Origin of the sequence: Paenibacillus sp. MER 180, assembly GCF_023713665.1 — a bacterium.
Classification (GTDB): domain Bacteria; phylum Bacillota; class Bacilli; order Paenibacillales; family Paenibacillaceae; genus Paenibacillus_B; species Paenibacillus_B suaedae.
In genome coordinates, this window is the sequence record NZ_JAMAVT010000020.1 from 94145 (window position 1) to 110545 (window position 16401).

Annotated in this window: 14 protein-coding genes, 2 tRNA genes and 1 rRNA gene; 3 read left to right on the top strand and 14 right to left on the bottom strand. The window is 42.3% G+C overall.

Translation table 11 applies throughout. From position 1 onward, the window contains the following. Positions 1-27: 27 nt before the first annotated feature. Positions 28-378: a hypothetical protein gene (locus M3661_RS24890; protein ID WP_052648713.1), complete on the top strand. Its 351-nt coding sequence runs from the start codon at positions 28-30 to the stop codon at positions 376-378. Here the strand turns inward: M3661_RS24890 and M3661_RS24895 are convergent. Both M3661_RS24895 and M3661_RS24900 read right to left on the bottom strand, forming a co-directional pair. Then, a complete protein-coding gene (locus M3661_RS24895) occupies positions 375-1415 on the bottom strand; it encodes a matrixin family metalloprotease (protein WP_251489494.1) in 1041 nt (346 codons plus the stop codon). The two genes, M3661_RS24890 and M3661_RS24895, sit on opposite strands and share 4 nt — an antisense overlap. Before the next feature lie 207 nt (positions 1416-1622). Continuing rightward, positions 1623-2573 (bottom strand): transglycosylase domain-containing protein, encoded by a 951-nt coding sequence (locus M3661_RS24900; RefSeq protein ID WP_251489496.1) that lies wholly within the window; start codon positions 2571-2573, stop codon positions 1623-1625. Between the two features lie 272 nt (positions 2574-2845). Here M3661_RS24900 and M3661_RS24905 point away from each other — a divergent pair. Together M3661_RS24905 and M3661_RS24910 are read left to right on the top strand one after the other, a co-directional pair. After that, positions 2846-2921, top strand: a tRNA-His gene (locus M3661_RS24905). A gap of 9 nt (positions 2922-2930) precedes the next feature. After that, positions 2931-3012: transfer RNA gene (locus M3661_RS24910), tRNA-Leu, on the top strand. Between the two features lie 106 nt (positions 3013-3118). Here the strand turns inward: M3661_RS24910 and M3661_RS24915 are convergent. The 12 genes from M3661_RS24915 to rrf form a co-directional block, all read right to left on the bottom strand. Beyond that, complete coding sequence (locus M3661_RS24915) at positions 3119-4117, bottom strand: hypothetical protein (protein ID WP_065294434.1); 999 nt, start codon at positions 4115-4117, stop codon at positions 3119-3121. A 24-nt stretch (positions 4118-4141) separates the two neighbouring features. After that, a complete protein-coding gene (locus M3661_RS24920) occupies positions 4142-5140 on the bottom strand; it encodes a hypothetical protein (protein ID WP_251489498.1) in 999 nt (332 codons plus the stop codon). 227 nt (positions 5141-5367) lie between these two features. After that, a complete protein-coding gene (locus M3661_RS24925; RefSeq protein WP_072731975.1) occupies positions 5368-6447 on the bottom strand; it encodes a hypothetical protein in 1080 nt (359 codons plus the stop codon). 92 nt (positions 6448-6539) lie between these two features. Further along, positions 6540-7523, bottom strand: a complete 984-nt coding sequence (locus M3661_RS24930; RefSeq protein WP_251489500.1) for a hypothetical protein — start codon at positions 7521-7523, stop codon at positions 6540-6542. 85 nt (positions 7524-7608) lie between these two features. Beyond that, positions 7609-9021, bottom strand: coding sequence for an ABC transporter substrate-binding protein (locus tag M3661_RS24935; RefSeq protein ID WP_251489502.1), 1413 nt, complete (start codon positions 9019-9021; stop codon positions 7609-7611). Positions 9022-9034: 13 nt separating this feature from the next. Beyond that, entirely contained in the window at positions 9035-10360 is a 1326-nt protein-coding gene (locus tag M3661_RS24940; protein WP_251489504.1) for an ABC transporter substrate-binding protein, read from the bottom strand. 50 nt (positions 10361-10410) lie between these two features. Continuing rightward, a complete protein-coding gene (locus M3661_RS24945; RefSeq protein ID WP_251489506.1) occupies positions 10411-11403 on the bottom strand; it encodes a hypothetical protein in 993 nt (330 codons plus the stop codon). A gap of 187 nt (positions 11404-11590) precedes the next feature. Beyond that, on the bottom strand, positions 11591-12625 hold the full coding sequence (locus M3661_RS24950) for a hypothetical protein (protein WP_251489508.1): 1035 nt from the start codon (positions 12623-12625) through the stop codon (positions 11591-11593). 322 nt (positions 12626-12947) lie between these two features. Continuing rightward, positions 12948-13931 (bottom strand): hypothetical protein, encoded by a 984-nt coding sequence (locus M3661_RS24955; RefSeq protein ID WP_251489509.1) that lies wholly within the window; start codon positions 13929-13931, stop codon positions 12948-12950. 97 nt (positions 13932-14028) lie between these two features. After that, positions 14029-15030 (bottom strand): hypothetical protein, encoded by a 1002-nt coding sequence (locus tag M3661_RS24960; RefSeq protein WP_251489512.1) that lies wholly within the window; start codon positions 15028-15030, stop codon positions 14029-14031. A 104-nt stretch (positions 15031-15134) separates the two neighbouring features. Next, on the bottom strand, positions 15135-15485 hold the full coding sequence (locus M3661_RS24965) for a hypothetical protein (RefSeq protein ID WP_251489514.1): 351 nt from the start codon (positions 15483-15485) through the stop codon (positions 15135-15137). 573 nt (positions 15486-16058) lie between these two features. Continuing rightward, positions 16059-16175 (bottom strand): 5S ribosomal RNA (rrf, locus tag M3661_RS24970). Positions 16176-16401 lie beyond the last annotated feature (226 nt).

Here is a 16401-nt window from a genome sequence, read left to right on the forward strand (position 1 = left end):
TGAGTACGAAGGAGTTGAGGCTGCCATATGCAAAAGCTACTTGCCATTTTCACTATCTCATGCATGATGCTTATACTGACTGCTTGCTGCACGAGTGAACAAACGGAAACGAGCGCAAGCTGGCCCTACAACAATATGATCATCTTCCACGGGAATCGATATGTTGGCAGTGATGATCAGGTTCAACAGATCGACAAACTGCTGGGAGAAATCCAATCATCCTCAAATCGGGAGGAAGACTCAAGTGGAGATAGCTTCTCTAACACTTACCCCGTAGGAACAAAGCTGTATAAAATAAAAGGAATTAATGAAGAAACAGCTATCGCTGTTGAGGTGAAGAAGAACCTTTATATTAAGGCTGCTAGGAAAGAGAACTAAATACCTTTCAAATCCTCTTTGCTAACGAGCGCCTTGCTTTTCTGATTCTGGTACATCTCCATATTTCCATCCTGGAGCGTCTGGTTCGTTACCTTCATGAAAATCGAGGTATCCTCATTCACGACACGATAGGTTCCATCTTCATTTTGCTTCAAGAACAGAATCGATTGATCACCTTGCTTTAGTGGAGTCGTATCGTCAGAAACTACAATGGCCTCCCGGTCGCGTCCGCCCAGCTGTAGTACATTGATCGTACTATTTCTGAGAGATGCGTTTCCTTTGATTACCTCTGATATCTGGAACTCGGATTCCGTCCGGTACGTTTCAGGCGCCCCACTCCCTGACTTGCGAACTCCGTTCTCCTGCACTACCTGTCCTTCTACGATTGCATCAACAGCGTTGGCGAGTGCTGTATAGTCTCTGTACCCATAAGCCCAACTAGCGTCAATATGCACAACGGGAATCGACGGATTCGCTTGCGATAAAGCGATCGTCCCGTATTTCTTCTTAACCGTGTCCTTATCAGCAGATGTCGGGGATGTATTGGTTCTAGCAAGCGACCCATCAGACCAGAAGGTAAAAGATTTCATGACCGACGGTTCGCTGTCATTATGTGCAAGGCCCAATGCATGCCCTAATTCATGTGTGGCAATCCCTTCCGAAATCGTGGGAGTGTATCGGCTTTGGGTTGTGTAGTATTCGTTTACCCAAGCACGCGTTTTGGAGGCAATCCCATTCGAATATGTAGTGTAGCAAATTCCATCCCAATCATTATCTTTCGTTGGCGATACTTTCTGATTTCCTGCCCGAAAATCATATTTCGTGCCTGTCCCCATTGTAACACTGCCTGTCCCGCTCCACCGACTTGCCCCTGTATTCCAAATGCCTTTATAGAAGCTATTGGAACCATCATTGTAGAACTGGATAGAGCTTGAGCTGAACTTCCATGGATTCTCAGGAGTCGCTGCCTGAGCAGTTCCCATAAGTGCAAAGACAAGAAACATAGACATAGCCGTACTTAGTAATTTCTTTTTCAACCCTTATTCCTCCCTGTTCAATTTTATACATCATCTTATTTTCCTGTAAAAGATTTCATAGGCGCCGATTCATATATATGTCTCATTCCTGAGAAAATTGCTTTTGCACGAAAATTAATCACGTCATTCAGCGCTTTATCCATGAGTTAAAATAAAAAAAGCACACCTGCCGCAGCTCATCTGAGCTTGATCAAGTGTGCCTTCTCTTTATTTTCCTCTATTGTGGATAACGACACCAATCGGTATCTTCAGCGCTGCTTGGCGCTCTGCCTCTGTCATCCAGCCTAAATCCTTCATACGCTTCAATACAACATGCTGGCGCTGGAGAGCCAGCTTCATATTCTTCGCTGGGGAATAGCGTTCAGGTGCCTTAAGCAATCCAACGAGAATCGCTGCTTCTGCCTTGTTAACCGTAGGAAGATCGCCATTGACTCGTGTCGTCTTGCCGAAATAATAGCGTGCTGCATTCTCGATGCCATATTGTCCATGTCCGAAATATACTTTATTCAGGTACATTTCCAAAATCTCTTGCTTGCTAAAATTCCACTCCAGATTGGCCGCTATCGCCATCTCCTTCATTTTGCGGGAAAATGTCTTATCATGCGTTAAGAACAAGTTGCGCGCCAGCTGCATCGTAATCGTACTGCCGCCCTGTGCCTTCTGCTGCTTCGTCACATTTATCCAGACTGACCGCGCCAGCCCGATCGGATCAATGCCGGGATGAAGCTTGAAGCGATGATCCTCAATGGCCATCAGTTCCTGCGGTATAAAGGAAGCCATATGCTCCAGTTGAACCATATGCTGTCCCTTGGCTGTATTCGCTTCTTGTGCAATCTGCTCACGGAACGTTATGAGCTTGCCTTGATCAATCCAGGCCGTCCCTGTTGCCGCCATCCCTACCCACCCAATAATCGGGGTAAGAATTGCAATGATCAAGCTATATATGACCCAACGCTTCCACTTCATTCGGTGTGGCATATGGGCAGGTTGTGCAATTGTTTCCGTTTGTTCATGTATCATAGTTGATTCTTTCTTCGTAGGACGATGAGGCTCATCTTGGGCCGCATTCGGTACCTTGCGATGTGCTATTGTTTCTTGAGCAGGCAGAGGCATAAATACCGATGCTTGAACCAGATGACCTTTTCTTTGTTTTTTCATTCGTTACCGCCTCCCCTTCTTATATGTAAGAGCTATTATTCATTTTGAAACATAACCCTTACGTACAGTGTATACGTTGACCTCATGCCATGACATCGAATTGACTTGCAGCCAGCTTACAATGATGAAAGAAAAGGTGAAAGCAAGCAGAAAACGCCTTTTCTATGAAATAGAAGACGAGTGAGTCACAAAAAATGTTGTTGGTATATTTTCCTTGTTGCAAATCATGTCGAAAGTATGCTAAATTAAGATTCTGTTGAGCAATCAATATGGCGGTCGTGGCGAAGTGGTTAACGCATCGGATTGTGGCTCCGACACTCGAGGGTTCGATTCCCTTCGATCGCCCCATATCATTTTGCCGATGTGGTGGAATTGGCAGACACGCCGCACTCAAAATGCGGTGCCGAGAGGCTTGCCGGTTCGAGTCCGGCCATCGGTATACGACAAAAAAGAGTTATCAAATTGCTTCATGCAACTCGATAACTCTTTTTTTATGCCATTTGGACTTCTCTCTTCCTCGGAAGAGAGTTATTGATCGATCCACTTCATTTTTCCAGCATCATTCTATCTCCAGCAAACATATAAACTACGTTTTTATCAGCATCCAATGCAACTGACATTTTTGTCTCCTTATTTTGAATAAAACAGAAATCACGCGCTGATTTATCCCATTTCACTTCAAGTCCCTGAATGTCCATATTGAACAATTTTTTGGCAATCGGCGCAGCTATTTCTTTTACTTCTTTTTCTGTTACTGCTTTGTCTGCTTGTTTTCGCGCAACGTCATATACATACTCGGTCTTTCCTGTTTTTGCTTCGACCGCCAGAGTAATATGATCGCCTTTGAGCTTCCACATATCACCTTTGGCGCCAGCATAATAACCAAGCTCTGCTTTCTTCACCTCAAATTCCTGATCGAGAGCTGTTTTCACTGCATCCGCTGCCGTTTTGAGTAATTTCGGTTCTAGCTCGTTCTTGTCTACTTGAATAACGGCTGCTCCAATATAATTTTTATTCTTCGATTGCCCAGGTGGATATTTCATCCAAGAAATCATGAAGTCTTTTCCCTCTAATATATAAAAGGTTTGTGAAACCTTTCCTTTGTCATAGCTTTGAGTGATTTGAACCTCTTTATGAAATGCATAGGCTTTTTTGGCGTACATCCCTTTCAACTTGTTCAGCAGTTCCTTTTGATCATCCTTGCTCACTTTATCAAGTGTTTGAATCCCCTTAATTGTGATCAGTTCCCCTGTACCTGGTTTAAAATTTACTTCGTATAATTCGTCTGCCGAAGGAACCGTCGCCAGATCAAATGGATGTTTAAAGGCCTTCTCGAACTTCAACTTTATCTCTTTCCCTGCAAATTGATTCACGGCCTTTTGCAGATTGGCAGCAACCTTTTTATCCACTTGAATACTGCTGCCCGATGTTTGTTCTTGCAGCTTTCCTCCTGCTGCTTCGGCTCCTACAAAGGTCGGGCCCGCTAGTGTAACGAACATACTGGATACGATCATCGTTGCTAAAATTGCTTTTTTTAGATTCATATTATCTTCTCCTTTTTATTAAGGTTAATCTCTTTCTAAATCCTCCAGAAGCATTCTTACCCCGGAAAACATATAAACTACGTTTTTATCGGCATCCAGCGCCACGGTCATTTTCGTATCTTTCTTTTGATTGAAGATGAAGTCTCTGGAAGCACCGTCCCATTTTACTTCAAGCCCCTGGATGTCCAAATTGAATAACTTCTTTGCAATCGGCGCGACTATCTCTTTCACTTCTTTTTCCGTAATCTCTTTGTTCGTCGTCAATTGTTTTCGCGAAATATCATAAATATATTCGGTCTTCCCTGTTCCATCCAAGGACAGCGTAATATTGCCACCTTTAAGTTTCCATGTACTTTTTTTATTAGTACCTCCAACCCAAGCCTTCGTCACCTCAAAATTGTGGCCTAAAGCTGTTTTTACTGCCCCGGCTGCCTTTTCCATGAGCTTTGGATCAAGCTCGTTCTTGGCAACTTCGACTTGGGCTGAAACATGAATCTTTGTCGGCCACCCCGGATAATTTTTCATAAGTAAGGCAGAAAATCCTTTCCCGTTTAACGAATACATGCTAAAGGGCGTCTTTGATTCTACATCGTGCAGATCGACATGAACTTCTTTATCAAATGTATAGTCTTTCTTCGCATATAACCCTTTTAATACTTTCAGTACTTCGTTCAGATCCTCCTTACTGACTTTATCGATGGTTTGATAGCCTCTAATCGTAGTAATTTCTCCTGTTTTCTCCTTGAAGTTCACACTATATTTCCCATCTGCCGACTTAACCTGCACCTGATCGCTTATGGATTGGGAAGTGCCCTGCATATTCAGCTTAATTTCTTTGCCTGCAAATTGTTTGACTGCCTTCTCCAGCTTGGCGGCCAGCTTCTGATCGATTTGAATCTTCTTTCTCATTTGCTGCTGTTCGTGCTGTTGCGCTGCCTCGGCACCCGCAGGAATCGGCCCTGCCAAGGTAACCAACATACTGGATACGAGTAAAGATGCTAGAGCTGTTCTCTTCCAATTCATACTAAACCCTCCTATGTTCCACCCTACTTTTAAAGTTTTGAACGTTTTTTATTCGTAAAGTGGTGATCGCCTACAATGTATAACAATTTCATTCCTCTCTTTTGTGACATCATCTCTATTATTCTGAATGAAGATGGTTTCAAATAAAAAAATCCACCGACGCATAGAAGCCAGTGGATTATTTGATACGGAGTCAAAATATAATGAAATGGTTCGTTTGTAGGCGTTTAATGGGGTTTCGCTTCCAAATCGGCTGCATACTTAATGATCCCAGGAGCAGCAGCTCTTCCGACTCGAATGTACACGACCTTTTTATTTGCATCCAATGCCGCTCTTACATTCATGCCATTTTTCTTGGTGAAAGCAAAATCCTTTTCTGTTCCATCCCATTTCACGCTATATCCATTCATGTCGATATTAAATACTTTCTTCACTATTGGGGCGACCGCTTCTCTCGCCTCTTTTTCGGAAATGCCTTTATTTTCGCGTACTTGTTTTCCAAGCTCATTGTAGATACTATTGATTTTCCCTGTATTGGGATCTGCATAAATCGTAACTTTGCCATCATGGAACACCCATGTTATATTGGGTTTATTCTTTGAGATAATTGGCGATAAATCGACGCGAAGCTGAGCAGTCGTCATTTCAAACTTATTTGTAGAAACAGTTTGAGCAGCATCAACAACTGTTTTCAGCAGTTTCGGATCAAGCTCTTTCTTATCAAAGTCAATCGTGATATGACCGATATGTTCTGGTATGCCATCTAATTTGTGTAAGGAAGCGGAGAAATCCTTTCCTTTCAATTCGTACGTCTTCTCCTCTCTAACCTCTGCTTTTGACGTTTTTGAGAGTTTCTCATCCGTAAATTGGTGAATCACCTCAACTTCATTATCAAATGCATACTTCTTCTTTGGATATATCGCTTTCAACCACTTTAATACGTCTTCCTGTTCCTGCTTGCTGATTTGGTCAATAGTAGCGGTTTTGCCGCTTACCGTCCAGATAACCCCTGTATCATAATCAAATTGTAATGAATATTTACCATCTACAGATCGCACTTCTGTTATTTTAGATGCATTCTTATTATTGAAATCGAGCTTACCTACCTTTTGCAATTGCACGTCTTCTCCGGCAAATAATTTTACCGCTTGATTCAGCTTTTCCGTCCACTTCGGATCTATTTGAATTGTCCAGCGATCCAATTGCTGCTCTTGCGCAGCCCCTGCTCCTGCAGGAATTGGATCTGCCACGGCAACCAACATACTGGATACAAGCATTGATGCTAGAATTGCTTTTTTGATATTCATTTTATTTCCCCCTATGTATGATTGTATGGATATTTTTCTCTCAAATTACGCTATGCAATTCAATAACTCTTTCATATTCAAACCTTCCCTATTCAGAACCCACTTAACGCTCTGACACCTGATGTTAAGAACACTATGTTCTTATTGGCGTCCAGTGCTACTCTCAATACGGGTTGTTTGTCTTTAATGAAGTAGTAATTTTTAAAGGTGCTGTCCCACTTCACTTCTAAATCCGCAATGTCCATATTGAATAATTCCTTGGCAAGCGGAGCAACCGCTTCTTTGGCATCCTTTTCCGTAATCCCCTTGTTGGTCGTTACCGCTTTACGTGTTTTATGAAATACGTTAGTGACCTTTCCCTCCTCCATTTCAAGCGATATGTCCTTATCTTCAAGTGTCCATGTAAAGCGGCTTAGGTTAGAGGATGTAACTTCCAAATCATGATTGAATACCGTTTTTATTGCTCCGATTGCCGTTTCCAACAACTTCGGGTCGAGCTCTTCCTTGGTGAAGTTTATTGTAAACGCACTAACTGCATCTTTCGGCATTTTAGCAGTATTGTCTTTGAAGAAATATACCTCAAAGTCTTTCCCTGTTAACTTATACGACAAACTTACACCTAGCTTTTCTTTATCACCATCATACCCTCGCTGCATAATCACTTCTTTATCATAGACATATGTTTTATTGGCATATGCCCCTTTTAACACTTTCAGGACTTTCGCCTGATCCTCTTTACTAATTTTATCAATTGTGACCTTTTCTTCAATCTGCCATATCCGGCCACTTCCAACATTAAAGCAGATAGCGTATGTTCCGTCTACGGATTCAACCTTTGCACCATCATGAGAGGATTCTATCTTCTCGCCGACACTCTTCAGCTTAATCTCTTTCCCTGCATATTGTTTGATTGCCTTTTGCAGCTTGGCAGCCATCTTCTGGTCAATTTGAACCTTCTTATTATCTGTTTGCTTCTGCCCTTGCGCAGCCTCGGCTCCTGCAGGAATCGGGCCTGCCACGGCAACTAACATACTCGATACGATCATAGACGCTAGAATTGCTTTTTTGATATTCATAGTAATCCTCCTATGTATTAATACATGAGCACTCTCTTCATGCCAACATTGAACAATTAGATTCAACTTAATTCGCTTATTGCTCCTACTTAGTTTCCCGCAATCGGTCTATTATTTCTTGCCCCTTGATCTGCAGCTCGGCAACCGCATCGTCTAGCGTTTTCTCTTGGTCAATTAAGGATTTCAGCGCATCCGACAATAACGAATCGAATTCACCTTGGAACCCTGGTGGCATGCTTTTTTTATCTGACACACCGCTAGCTTCCATTGGCTTCAGGAGGTAAAAAGCATCCGTTTCCCGCCCTCTAAAATCCTTGAAATAGTCTGATCGCGTAGGCAGCGTATCGTTCATTGCCTTCCCAGCAACTTGCGCCATTTCCGGCCCGTTCACGAATTTGACGAACTCCCAAGCTGCCCGCTTGTTCGGAGAATCTGCAGATATGGCATAGATCTCCGACAATTTCACGTAAGCCGATTCATCGGGCTTAGCAGGATTAACAGGCGCGGCCGCAATGCCCCAGTCGATCTCCGGTGTCTTGGAGTAGTAGGGAATATCCCGTAAAAAGGACGCAAACCATGGCGCTTGGATCGTCATGGCTGCATGACCCATGTAGAACATCTCGTTAGATCGGCTGTACTGCTTCAAGTAGTCTCTATGTTTCTCATAGTCGGCGTCATCGTATCCATCCAGCTGTTCGCCTTCCTCCATAGGGGGAGGCGCATAGGCTGCATGATTGCGGACGGCATCCGCCGTCATCTTCATTGCTTCCTTCCAGCCATCCGAATCGATCAGAAGCTTGCCTGATTTCGCGTCAACTAGCTTAAGTCCCGATGCAGCGGCGATATCATACATCAAACTTGCCGGCCCTCTCGTTTGATACAAGCCAAACACTTGCTTCTTTCCTGATTCGACGCTCGCAAATCTCTCTGCCAGATCAAGAAGCTCCTTCCACGTCATTTTCCCGTTTGGCGGCTCGATTTGATACTTCTTGAACAAATTGCGATTATAATAGATGACATTCGTTTCGAAGGAAGGAGTGAGCCCGTACAGCTTCCCATTCCCTTTTGCTCGCAGCCTGTCGATAAGACCAGGCATGAATCCGTCCAGCTTGTATTGGTCCTGGCTGATGGCCGGCTCTATATCATACAACCTTCCTTCTTGAGCGAAGGCCTCAAACATGCTTTCATTCAAAAACAGCACATCCGGCTTAACTTTATCGAGCAGCTTTTTCTTTTCCTCAGTCAAATTGAATGCCTCGTTTTTTTCGGCTTCGTCAAACAATTCTGCTTCACTGATAACCTCAATATCGATGTCGGGGTTCATCATCTTAAAGAAGTTCCCATAGTCACTATAAAACCGATCTTCATCTTGATAGACAACCCTGATCTTCCCTTTACCGTCTTTTAATGGCGCTAGCTCTGACCGTTCTCCGAAGCAGCCGCTTAAGAGAGACATGATCGTCAGCAGCATAATTACGGTCTTCCCACTCTTTAACACGTTTCTACACTCCCTATTTCCCTTTATCCTTGTTTGCAGATTCTCGCACTTTTAAGAGCAGTTCCTGCACTTTTACCTCCAACGCGGCAGCTGCTTCATCAACTGACTTCTCGTTCGCAACTACGGCCAACAGCTCCTCACGAAGCGGTTTATAAAATAATCTGAGGAACTCGAATGGAAGACTTTCATAAAGGCTGCTCTCCTGCCTGATCTTCGGTATATAAAATGCATCCGTACTCCTGCCCTTGATATCCTTCATATAACCGTTACGTGAAGGAAGCTTGCCTTCCAGTGTCCGCGAACGGGCCTGCGCCATCTCCGGACCATTCACGAATTTGACGAATTCCCAGGCTGCCCGCTTGTTGGCTGAGTCAGCCGCAATTGCATAGATGGGGGAAAAGGTAATAGATGAAGAATCCATTGCAGGATCTACCGGAGCCGTAACTACATTCCAATCTTGCTTAGTGAATACAAGCTCCCGTGTTTTGTAAGCACTGCTTATCATCATAGCAGCTTGATCTCTAAGTTTTTGAGAGTAAGTTTGGCCTTCAGGATGCAAAAATACAGATTTGCTGCGTACAGCATCCGTTACCTGCTTGATGGCTTTTTTCCAGCCATCTGAGTTCAGAAGCACCTTCTCTCCCTTCGGGTCGAGCAGCTTCAATCCGGAGGAATCGGCAATTTTGTACAAAATGAATCCTATATCCCCAGACCATTCATAGAACCCGTACACCTTATTTTCTCCGCTTCCGATATTGGCAAATCTCGCTGACAAATCAAACATTTCCTGCCAGGTCATATTGTTCTTCGGCGGTTCGATTTGATGCTCCTTGAACAACGCTGCGTTATAGTACAAAACATCCCTGTCTACATAAGGAGTAAGCCCATATAGCTTGCCGTTGCCTAAGCTTTTGATTTTATCGATCAGCCCTGGCAAAAAGCCCTTCATATCATAGTCGTCCTGCCGGATCATTTCTTCCAATTCGTATAACCTGCCAGCTTCAGCAAATGATTTAAACGTTTTCGCATCACCCAGCTTTATTACGTCTGCACCGGAGTTCTCCAACAGCTTTTTTATTTCCGTATCCCAATCCTCTGCACGAATCGTTTTCCCTAGATTTTGAAGCACCTGAGTCTCGGGGATAACCTCGACCTCAATCTGCGGATATTTCATATGAAAATACTTCCCGTAGTCGTGGTAAAAGGCTTCCTCATCCTGATAGATCACCTTGATTTTGCTTGCTTGCAAGGGCTCCAACACTTCCTTCTTGCCAAAGCAGCCGCTCATTAAGGAAACGATAATTAGCAGCAAGATCACAATTTTCCATCTATTATGCATAGTTCAAGCTCCCTTTTTATTCAAGCACAGTTTGCAATTGACCCTAACATCTAATTCCCCACCATTAACCCTGGGCCATTTGATACGATGTACACGGGTTTCTTATCAGCATCTAACGCTGCTTTCAATACCGCTTTTTTGTCTTTAATGAAGTAATAATCTTTAAATTTGTTGTCCCACTTCGCTTCCAATCCCGAAATATCGATATTGAATAATTCCTTGGCAAGCGGAGCGACCACTTCCTTTGCATCTTTTTCCGTAATCTCTTGGTTGGTCGTTACCTTTTTTCTTTTTTTATGAGATACATTCAAGACCTTTCCTTCTTTTTTGTCTAGCTCAAGCGATACATCGTTATCCTTAAGTAATAACATTTGATACTTATCCCCATTAGAATGAAGTTGGGCATCTGTTATTTCAAAATCATAATCAAATGCCGTTTTTATCGTTGTTGCTGCCATTTCCAATGATTTCGGATCAAGCTCCTCCTTGGCAAGCTTTATTGCAACTTTACTCACAAATTCTGCCTCACCCCATACTTCCCACTTTGCTTCAAAGTCCTTCCCTGTCAACTGATACGAAAAATAATCATCCTTTAGTTTTTCTTTTTTTCCATCATAAAGGCGATTCAGAACTACTTCTTTATCAAGAACGTATGTTTTCTTCGCGTATGCTCCTTTCAGCGCTTTCAGGATCTTCTCCTGAGCCGCTGTACTGATTTTATCGAGTGGAATCGTTCCGTCCAACGACCATACTTCACCTTTTTTATAATTAAAGTAGACGACGTACTTTCCATCTACTGATTTAACCTTTGCATCTGAATCCCTTATATCCTCGGCAGTATCCTGCAACCTTACCTCCTTCCCTGCAAATTGCTTTACTGCTTTTTGCAGCTTGGCGGCCAGCTTCTGATCGATTTGAAGCTTCTTATTATCCGCTTGCTTCTGCCCTTGCGCAGCCTCGGCTCCTACAGGAATCGGGCCTGCCACGGCAACTAACATACTTGATACGATCATAGACGCTAGAATTGCTTTTTTCATGTTCATTTTATTTCCTCCTTTAATGGAACACTTGATAGCTATAATGCTAATGAATGGAATAGAACTTAACCACGAAACTTTATATGAATAAAAATTAAGAGAACATTAATGTTTGGACAGAAGTAACGGAGCACATAAAAAAGCATCCTTTCGGATGCTTTAAACGGTTGATTTTCACTTCTACCTTTTTGCATTATTCTTCTTCTAGTCTGCTTGCAACAGGGTCTTCCCCTCCAAAAAGTGCATTTGCCCCGGATTTAAGGTACACTACCTTTTTATTGGCATCTAATGCCACTCTTACTTTCGTTTCTTGATCTTTAACGAAGCAGTAGTCTTGATATAAGCTATTCCACTTTACTTCGTATCCCGTAATATCGATACTGAATAATTCCTTGGCGAGCGGAGCGGCCACCTCTTTTGCCTCTTTTGCCGTAATCGTCTGGCTCGTCGTCACCTTTTTGCGCGTATTATGGAATAAGTTAGTTGCCTTCCCGCTCTGTTCATCTACGTAAAGAGTAGAGCTGCCGTCCTTTAATTCCCATGCGTTTTTTTTAGTATTACTAACAAGATAAGCCTCTGTTATGTTAAATTGATGGTCTAACACCGTTTTCACCGCTTCCTCCGCCGCTGTCAACAGCTTCGCTTCAAGCTCTTCCTTAGCAAATTCGATCCGGGCTCGATTAATATAATCTTTTAGATCCGGATCATTTTTAACGAGCGATACTTCAAATCCTTTCCCCTTCAGCAAATAAGTGGAATCTTGGCTGAACTGTTCCTTTTTATCGTCATAGTAACGTTCCAAGATCACCTCTTTATCAAGAGCATATGTTTTCCCCGAATACATTTTTTTCAACAATTTCAGAACATCGTCCTGATCCTTTTTGCTGATTTTGTCGATAGTTGTTTTTCCGTTCAACGTCCATACTTTTCCTGTTTTATGATCAAAAAATATTTGATAGACCCCGTCTACGGATTGAACCCTCGCCATCGTGTCATTCGAACGAACTAGTTCGCCAACATTTTGCAGCTTGACATCTTTGCCGGCAAATTTTTGTACAGCCTTTTGCAGCTTGGCAGCAACCTTTTTATCAATTTGAACACTGCTGCTTGATGCTTGCTCTTGTTTCTTTCCTCCTGCTGTTTCGGCTCCTACAAAAGTCGGGCCCGCCAGCGTAACCAACAAACTGGATACGATCATGGATGCTACAACTGCTTTTTTCAAATTCATACTAAACCCTCCAATGTTTCATATTCTCATGGTGTACCACTGGTGTATTCACCTACAATATATAACAATATCAATTCGCTCATTTGTGACATCATCTCTACTATTCTTTCCATAGAAGTGTGCTTTGCAGCGGGCTGTTCCGATATTCCGGTTTTAACTTTTGTCTTTCCTCATCAGCAGTCTTATAAATATATCCTTTCTGGGCAGGAGATGCTTTCGAAGCACTTATATTATTGTCTCCTATGCGAATATTCAAATGTAAAAGAGTTATCAAATTGCGCCATGCAATTCAATAACTCTTTAATGTCCAAACTCGCCCTATTCAGAATCCGTATAATGCTCCGACACCTGCTGTTATGGACACTACGTTCTTATTAGCATCCAGTGCTGCCCTCAGAACCGGTTTTTTGTCTTTGAAGAAGTAGTAATTTTCATATTCGCTGACCCACTTCACTTCCAATTCCGCAATGTCCATATTGAATAATTCCTTGGCAAGCGGTGCAACCACGTCTTTAGCCTCTTTATCCGTAATTTCTTTATTAGTCGTTACCGCTTTACGCGTTTTATGAGATACCTTAGTGAGTTCTCCCCTCTCCATCTCGACCAATACATCTTTATCCTCAAGCATCCATCCAATGCCGTTAGTTAGCTGAGCGTTTGTAAGCATCAAATCATGATTGAATGCCGTTTTTGTCGCTTTTACTGCCGTTTCCAGGAGCTTCGGATCGAGCTCTTCCTTGGTAAACTGTATCTTAAAACCACCAACAGTACCTTTTAGCTCTTTAGCGGAATTTTCCTTTGCAAAGGAAACATCAAAATCTTTCCCTGTCAACGTATACGACAAATTCGCACCTAGTTTTTCTTTTTCGCCATCATAGCCTCGCTGCATAATCACTTCTTTGTTAAAGGCATATGTTTTATTTGCATATGCTTTTTTTAACACTGTCAAGATTTTCTCCTGATCCTCTTTACTGATTTTATCGATTGTGACCTTTTCATCAATCCCCCATATTTTACCGTTATCAATGATAAAGCGGATAGCATATTTTCCGTCTACGGAATCAACCTTGGCACTCGGAGAGAATTCTATCTTCTCACCGAAATTCTTCAGCTTGATCTCTTTCCCTGCATATATTTTGATAGCTTTTTGCAGCTTGGCGGCCAGCTTCTGGTCGATTTGAACCTTCTTATTATCCGCTTGCTTCTGCTCTTGCGCAGCCGCGGCCCCTGCAGGAATCGGGCCTGCCACGGCAACTAACATACTCGATACGATCATAGACGCTAGAATTGCTTTTTTTATATTCATAGTTAACCTCCTAGGTATTCCTTCTGTTTATTAAGCATCTAACGAAAATTAGAATTTATGTATTTCATTTGAGCCTGTATATTTAGTCCGATAACGTCTAATGCCCCCCCAATAATGCTGTGCCACCCGATATGAGGTACACCACGTTCTTATCGGCATCCAATGCTGCCCTCAATACCGTTTCTTTGCCTTTAACGAAGCAATAATCTTTAAATAGGTTGTCCCACTTTACTTCTAATCCCGAAATGTCGATATTGAATAATTCCTTGGCAAGCGGAGCGACCACTGCCTTTGCATCTTTTGTCGTAATCTCTTGGTCGGTCATTACCTTTTTTCTTGTATGATGAAATACATTCAAGACCTTTCCCTTTTTTGCTTCCATCTCAAGTGATACATCATTATCCTTAAGTGACAACATATGATAGTTGTCTCCGTTAGAACTAAGAGACCCCTCTGTTACATTCAAATCATGATCGAAAGCCGCATTTATCGCCTTTGCTGCCGTTTCCAGCGACTTTGAATCGAGCTCTTCCTTGGCTAACTTTATCGAAAGACTGACATACTCTACTGACGTCTCTCCCCGCTTATCCTTGGACAGAAGTGCTTCAAAATCTTTCCCTGTCAATTCATACGATAAATAATGATCTTGCAGTTTTCCTTTTTTATCGTCATAGCGCCTCTTCATGACCGCTTCTCTATCAAAGACGTATGTTTTCTTTGCGTATGCTCCTTTCAGCATTTTCAGGGCCTTTTCCTGATCCTGTTTGCTGATTTTATCAATTGGAATCGTTCCATTGATCTCCCATACTTCTCCTTTTTGATAATCGAAGTGGACTGCGTACTTTCCATCTGTCGATGTAACCTTTGCATTTGTAGAAAATGTAGTCTCGGCAGCCTCCTGTAACTTTATCTCTTTCCCTGCAAATTGCTTTACCGCTTTTTGCAGCTTGGCGGCCAGCTTCTGATCGATATGAACCTTCTTATTATCCGTTTGCTTATGCTCTTGCGCAGCCGCGGCCCCTGCAGGAATCGGGCCTGCCACGGCAACCAACATACTGGATACGATCATAGATGCTAGAATTGCTGTTTTAATGTTCATTTGTTCTATTTCCTCCTATGTTTCATTTTGAACCCTCTTTTTATGCTAACATTGAACATGTAATACTCAACTTAACATTCAATGAATAAGATTTAAGAATAAAATCAGAAATGAAATGTGAACGACCAACTCCGTAATGCCAGTTTGCAAATGAAAACTGATACTGTTTGTAACATCTTCCTTCTCTGCTTCCATACAAAAAAAGAGTTATCAAATTGCACCAGGCATTCGATAACTTTTTTTATTTCATCCATAACTATGAATATTTTCTTATTTTCCTTTTCTCGCTCAGCATCCAATTTCTCTTCCAATCCCTTCTGCATAGAATTGAGTACTTCCTCAACTAACTTCTTATGCTGTACGATTTCCTTCACCGCATTAGTCATTGCCTCTTCTTTACTGCAACCGCTCTTAACAAATAGTGCTGTACGTATAATAACCGCGATAGACTTCATAGATAGTTAATTCCTCGCAGACAGACTTCTATTAGAAAGATAACGAATTAACAGTGTTGCATGTGCCAATCCTAATATGTTTAGGGGAATACGCTTACAATTAACTTCATTTCCATAAGCAAATAAAAGCATCAATATTAAGATTTCATAACTTTTAATGGGTGAACATGAAGAAGTGCGGGATAGAATTATGAACTTGGAGTGTATACGATGTGGATCGTTATTAACTTACCTATAGTGTAAGTAGCACTAATCTGGCCCTCACTGAATAAATATTTTACGATTCAATTATCTTTGAAACTTATCAACGTGTGGATAAGTGAATCATTGCTAGAATGTGCATAACTTCGTAATTTTGCGAAATATCGAATTATTATCGTGTAGTTATCCAATGTTATGAACACGTTTTCAACAGAAATTGTGGATGAGACGGCTTATAGCTACGAGATTTTTCACTTTATAAAGTTATCCCTCTGTGCATATTTCTTCAATAACATACCTATTCATCGTTGTGGATAGGCTGTGGACAACAAATAACCCACCAACTAAAATAGTTAGTGGGTTATTTCATTTGCTTGGCGACGTCCTACTCTCCCGGGACCCTGCGGTCCAAGTACCATCGGCGCTGGAGGGCTTAACGGTCGTGTTCGGGATGGGTACGCGTGGAACCCCTCCGCCATCGCCACCAAACAGCATTGGCTAAAGCCAATATGAAGTTCAAGGTTTGAACCTTGAAAACTGAATGCGAAAGTTAGTGCTAGTTGTTCATCCGGGGCCCCCGGAAAGTATTCGGTGTTGCTGCAAAGCTTCACGTCACTTTTTGGGGTTTAATCTTTTAGGATAAGCCCTCGACCGATTAGTATTGGTCAGCTCCACACATTGCTGTGCTTCCACCTCCAACCTATCTACCTCGTCG

Excerpts from the sequence above, each read along its gene's own strand:
- M3661_RS24890 (WP_052648713.1), top strand. The coding sequence starts at position 28 with ATGCAAAAGCTACTTGCCATTTTCACTATCTCATGCATGATGCTTATA.
- M3661_RS24900 (WP_251489496.1), bottom strand. The coding sequence starts at position 2,573 with ATGAAAAAACAAAGAAAAGGTCATCTGGTTCAAGCATCGGTATTTATG.
- M3661_RS24915 (WP_065294434.1), bottom strand. The coding sequence starts at position 4,117 with ATGAATCTAAAAAAAGCAATTTTAGCAACGATGATCGTATCCAGTATG.
- M3661_RS24920 (WP_251489498.1), bottom strand. The coding sequence starts at position 5,140 with ATGAATTGGAAGAGAACAGCTCTAGCATCTTTACTCGTATCCAGTATG.
- M3661_RS24925 (WP_072731975.1), bottom strand. The coding sequence starts at position 6,447 with ATGAATATCAAAAAAGCAATTCTAGCATCAATGCTTGTATCCAGTATG.
- M3661_RS24930 (WP_251489500.1), bottom strand. The coding sequence starts at position 7,523 with ATGAATATCAAAAAAGCAATTCTAGCGTCTATGATCGTATCGAGTATG.
- M3661_RS24940 (WP_251489504.1), bottom strand. The coding sequence starts at position 10,360 with ATGCATAATAGATGGAAAATTGTGATCTTGCTGCTAATTATCGTTTCC.
- M3661_RS24945 (WP_251489506.1), bottom strand. The coding sequence starts at position 11,403 with ATGAACATGAAAAAAGCAATTCTAGCGTCTATGATCGTATCAAGTATG.
- M3661_RS24950 (WP_251489508.1), bottom strand. The coding sequence starts at position 12,625 with ATGAATTTGAAAAAAGCAGTTGTAGCATCCATGATCGTATCCAGTTTG.
- M3661_RS24955 (WP_251489509.1), bottom strand. The coding sequence starts at position 13,931 with ATGAATATAAAAAAAGCAATTCTAGCGTCTATGATCGTATCGAGTATG.
- M3661_RS24960 (WP_251489512.1), bottom strand. The coding sequence starts at position 15,030 with ATGAACATTAAAACAGCAATTCTAGCATCTATGATCGTATCCAGTATG.
- M3661_RS24965 (WP_251489514.1), bottom strand. The coding sequence starts at position 15,485 with ATGAAGTCTATCGCGGTTATTATACGTACAGCACTATTTGTTAAGAGC.